This window comes from bacterium, from assembly GCA_024224155.1.
GTDB lineage: Bacteria > Acidobacteriota > Thermoanaerobaculia > Multivoradales > JAHEKO01 > CALZIK01.
This window is the reverse complement of record JAAENP010000318.1, coordinates 1-3,473: the sequence shown is the minus strand read 5'-3', so window position 1 is coordinate 3,473 and position 3,473 is coordinate 1. Positions and strand designations below refer to the sequence as shown.

The 3,473-nt window shown below is 61.8% G+C and carries 3 protein-coding genes; all 3 read right to left on the bottom strand.

Annotation, left to right across the window (positions count from 1 at the left end; genetic code table 11):
- The coding region (locus GY769_16710; GenBank protein ID MCP4203562.1) for a glycosyltransferase family 4 protein at positions 1 to 913 on the bottom strand (913 nt) is incomplete at its 3' end.
- Positions 910 to 1,665 carry a CpsD/CapB family tyrosine-protein kinase gene (locus tag GY769_16705; GenBank protein MCP4203561.1) on the bottom strand — a complete coding sequence of 252 codons (756 nt, stop codon included), beginning with the start codon at positions 1,663 to 1,665 and terminating at the stop codon, positions 910 to 912. The genes GY769_16710 and GY769_16705, both read right to left, overlap by 4 nt.
- Positions 1,666 to 1,678: 13 nt before the next feature.
- Positions 1,679 to 3,473 (bottom strand): AAA family ATPase (locus GY769_16700; protein ID MCP4203560.1); only part of this gene is annotated, 1,795 nt, incomplete at its 5' end.

Below are 3,473 nucleotides of genomic sequence, written 5' to 3'. Positions count from 1 at the left end.
CGCCATAGGGGACCAGGGCGCCGGACTCACCCACCAGGTCGGGAAGTGCAGCGACGTCGGAGGCTACCGGCCGACAGCTGCTGGCCATCGCTTCGCCCAACGCGACGCCCAGACTCTCTCTCGCGGAGAGCTGTGCATAGACCGTGGCGCGCTGATACCACCGCAAGAGCTGCTCGGGCAAGAGGTTCTCCCCCGGGATCAGGAGGTTGGGCCCTCCAAGGTTGCGAAGCCTCTCCGAGAGGGCGGAGCTTTCGCAAGGACCGAGAATGGCGAAGGAGATGTCCGGCAGCAGTGCCGAAACAGAAGCAAAGACATCGAGTCCCTTGACCTGCCACTGTGCTTCGGTAACGCGCGCCACCGTTACGACAAGGCGCTCCCGCTCTCCAGCGGAGGGCCGGAAGTAGCTGCAATCGATATCGGGCGGCATCACTTGAATCCGCCGGTAGTGTCCCAATCGGCGCAGCTCACGTGCCAGAAACTCCGAGGTTGGTAGCAGCGTGTGAGCTAAACGAAGAGCGCAGGCCAGCTGCATTCGATCGCGCCGACGGGTGATCGCGCCGTAGCCGACCTCGGGCATCGAGACGAGCTCGTAGCCGCCTATGGCGATGACCGAAGGTACCCGGAAAAGCCTAGCCAATAGAACGATAAAGGGCGTGTCGTAGGGCTCGGCGAACCAAATGTAGACGAGCGAGTTCCGGGCGGACAGGAGTTGACGTGACACCGCGAGCAGGAGTTGCCGTCTTGAAGCGAAATCCGGGCGATAGAGAACCTCTAGGGAGTATTCCTTACTCAGGGTCTCGATATCCTGATCGATGAAAGGGACCCATCGACCTGGCGAGACAAAAAGGGCCTTCAGCTTTGGAGCGCTCTCGGATCGTAAATTGTCCGGAGAATCCATGTGCAGAGCGCTCATCGACCCAACGACGAGCTCTGCCTGCCGAAGAACCTACGCAACCCGCGGGGAAGCCAATCGATGCTCCCAGTTATTACCAACCCGAGCAGCTCGCAGCCAGCCGTGCGGGCCTGTGCGACCGCTTCCCGAAGGTCCTGCCGGGTCGTCGCCATCGGTTGCACGACAATCAGCAAGCCATCGCAGCTCCTCGCGATCAGCGCCCCTTCGGCGGAGCTCAGGAGCGGTGGTGCCTGGAGGAGGACGAGGTCGTTGCCGGAAGCGGCACGCTCGACCCATTCCTTGATGCCGCTCTGCGTCAACGCAGCGCCCGGGCTCGTGTCGAGGTTTCCGGCGAGGCCCATCGGTCCCGGCCGCTCGTCGGCCGGCCGTACCCCGGGATGATCGGTGGCGCCCGCCCCATGCGGTCGAAGCACCCTCTGTCGATTGGCCGTCTCAAGCTTGGCGCACGCCAGTCGGAGACCCCTCTGCTCTACCTGTTGTGCCAGCCCCGCGACTAACAGATCAACCGGCTCGAGGTGGGAGACACTGGCGATCACGATCCGTGGAACCGGCACGTCCGTAAGCCGGGCTCGAAGACGCTCGAGTAGTGCTGAATAAGCCGCGGCCTGCTTTGCGAGGATCAGCTCGGGGAATGCCGGGCCGTCTGGCGCGGTGTCGGGGATGGCCGGGAAGCCGCGATCGGAGCTGGGTTCGTCCGAGCGTGCGGTGGGTGCCGCGGACTCCAATGCCTGCGCCTGCTTCAGACGGCTCAAGGTTCGGAAATACCTACTCAATGTTGCCCTCGCTTCTCGCCACGTTCTCATCATCAGACACTTCGGGGAAACGAACCGTCTCGCCCGGTAGGATCAATCCAGGATGCTGGCCCTTCCGGCCAGGCTGGTTCAGGGCTCCCTCACTGAGCGGCTCGTGGGCCGGTGGGTCTCGGTCATCGATCAGGCTCACGAAGTCAGCATGGACCCATCCGGTCTGTCCCGAAGCAGCCACCTGGAGCCAGGCCTCTTCCTGCCCGTCGGGTCCGGGCCGGTCGACCGCGTCGCCGATCGGGACGTCGGCGCCCGATTGCAGGATGCGGAGGACGGGAAACGAGCGGCTCGGGCCAGTCCGCAGATTGACATTCGCTGTCGTCCACCCGACAGGTAGTGCGTCGTCGGCATCGGATCCAGCAACCTTGGAGACAGGGAATTCTTCAAGCGCCGTCGCTTTCGCGGCATCTACGGGCGCCAGGCGCGGGCTCTCGGACCCGAGGATCACTGGATGAGAGGTTGTATCGCCTTTTTGACCGGCCGGAACCAGAAGGCCGCCCAGCCCAAGAGTGGAGACCACAAGGACAGCTACGGCCAGACTCAGCCTGGATCGAAAGGGAAGTCTGAGGTGTGCCAACTTCGCAATCAATCTGTCCGAGGAGGGGCGCACCACGCTGGGGCGTGTGAGGAGATGCTCGCCCCTCATCTCTCGCGCGACCTGCGCAACCATAGCGCGACCGACTCTGCGCTCGTTGTGGCCGTAGGCGAACAGCATCGCGTTGTGGCAGAGTATGTTGATGCGACGCGGAATACCCGAAGATTTCTTCGCTACATGCTTAAGAGCACGCCGAGTGAAGATATTTGTGGAGCCCGCCATCGCTTCGACTCGGTTCTCGATGTAGTTCAGGACTTCCTTGTAACTCAGTGGATTGAGATGGCAGCGGACCGCGATCCGATCGGCGATTTGCCGCATTTGCGGGCTGCTGAGTCGTTCGGCTAGCTCTGGCTGGCCGACGAGGATGATCTGTAGGAGTTTCTTCTGGTAGCTCTCGAAGTTGAGGAGGAGACGGAGCTGTTCGACACTCTCGGCGGACAGTGTCTGTGCCTCGTCGATGACCATAACTACGGTCTTGTCTTGTTGGGCGGCTGCCTCTAAGAATTCGTTCAGCGATTCGAGGAGGTCTAACCTCCGCCGCCCGCGAAGGGATATACCGAAGTCTTTGAGAACCGCTTCCATCATCTCATCGAAATCGAGCGAGGTATTGGAAACATAGGCGGATTCGACGCGCGAGTCGAGACCACTCAACAAAGCGTAGTTGAGAGTCGTTTTGCCCGTCCCAACCTCTCCAACCATCACGATCAGGCCACGTCTCTCGATCAGTCCGAGCTGAAGGGCCGCGAGAGCCTCTTTGTGGTCGGGGCTGAGATAGAGAAGAGAAGGATCTGGAGTCAGCGAGAAAGGATCGCCGTTCAGGCCGAAGTAACGCCAGATTTCAGCTGTTTCCGCGCTTGCCGGTTCTGAAGGGACAGGTGGGTGAGAAACCGAGGTCCCCGGCAGTGGGAGTGGTTCCTCGGACATCGTCGGTTGGGTGTCTTGGGTTCCGGCGTTAACGGTAGAGGGGCCTAACGAAGGTCCGCCGTCTTCAAATCCGTGGTTCTCGAGGAGCAGCGAGGTGGGCACCGGGCCGACCAAGCCACTCTGCAGTCCGTTGCTCCCTTCGATGAAGCGAAGAGAGTCCGGCTCCCAGTCGGAGATGTGCTCGGCGATTCGCTTGAGGAGCCGTCTGAGCTCTTGCGGAGCCTGGCCGTGCTGTCCT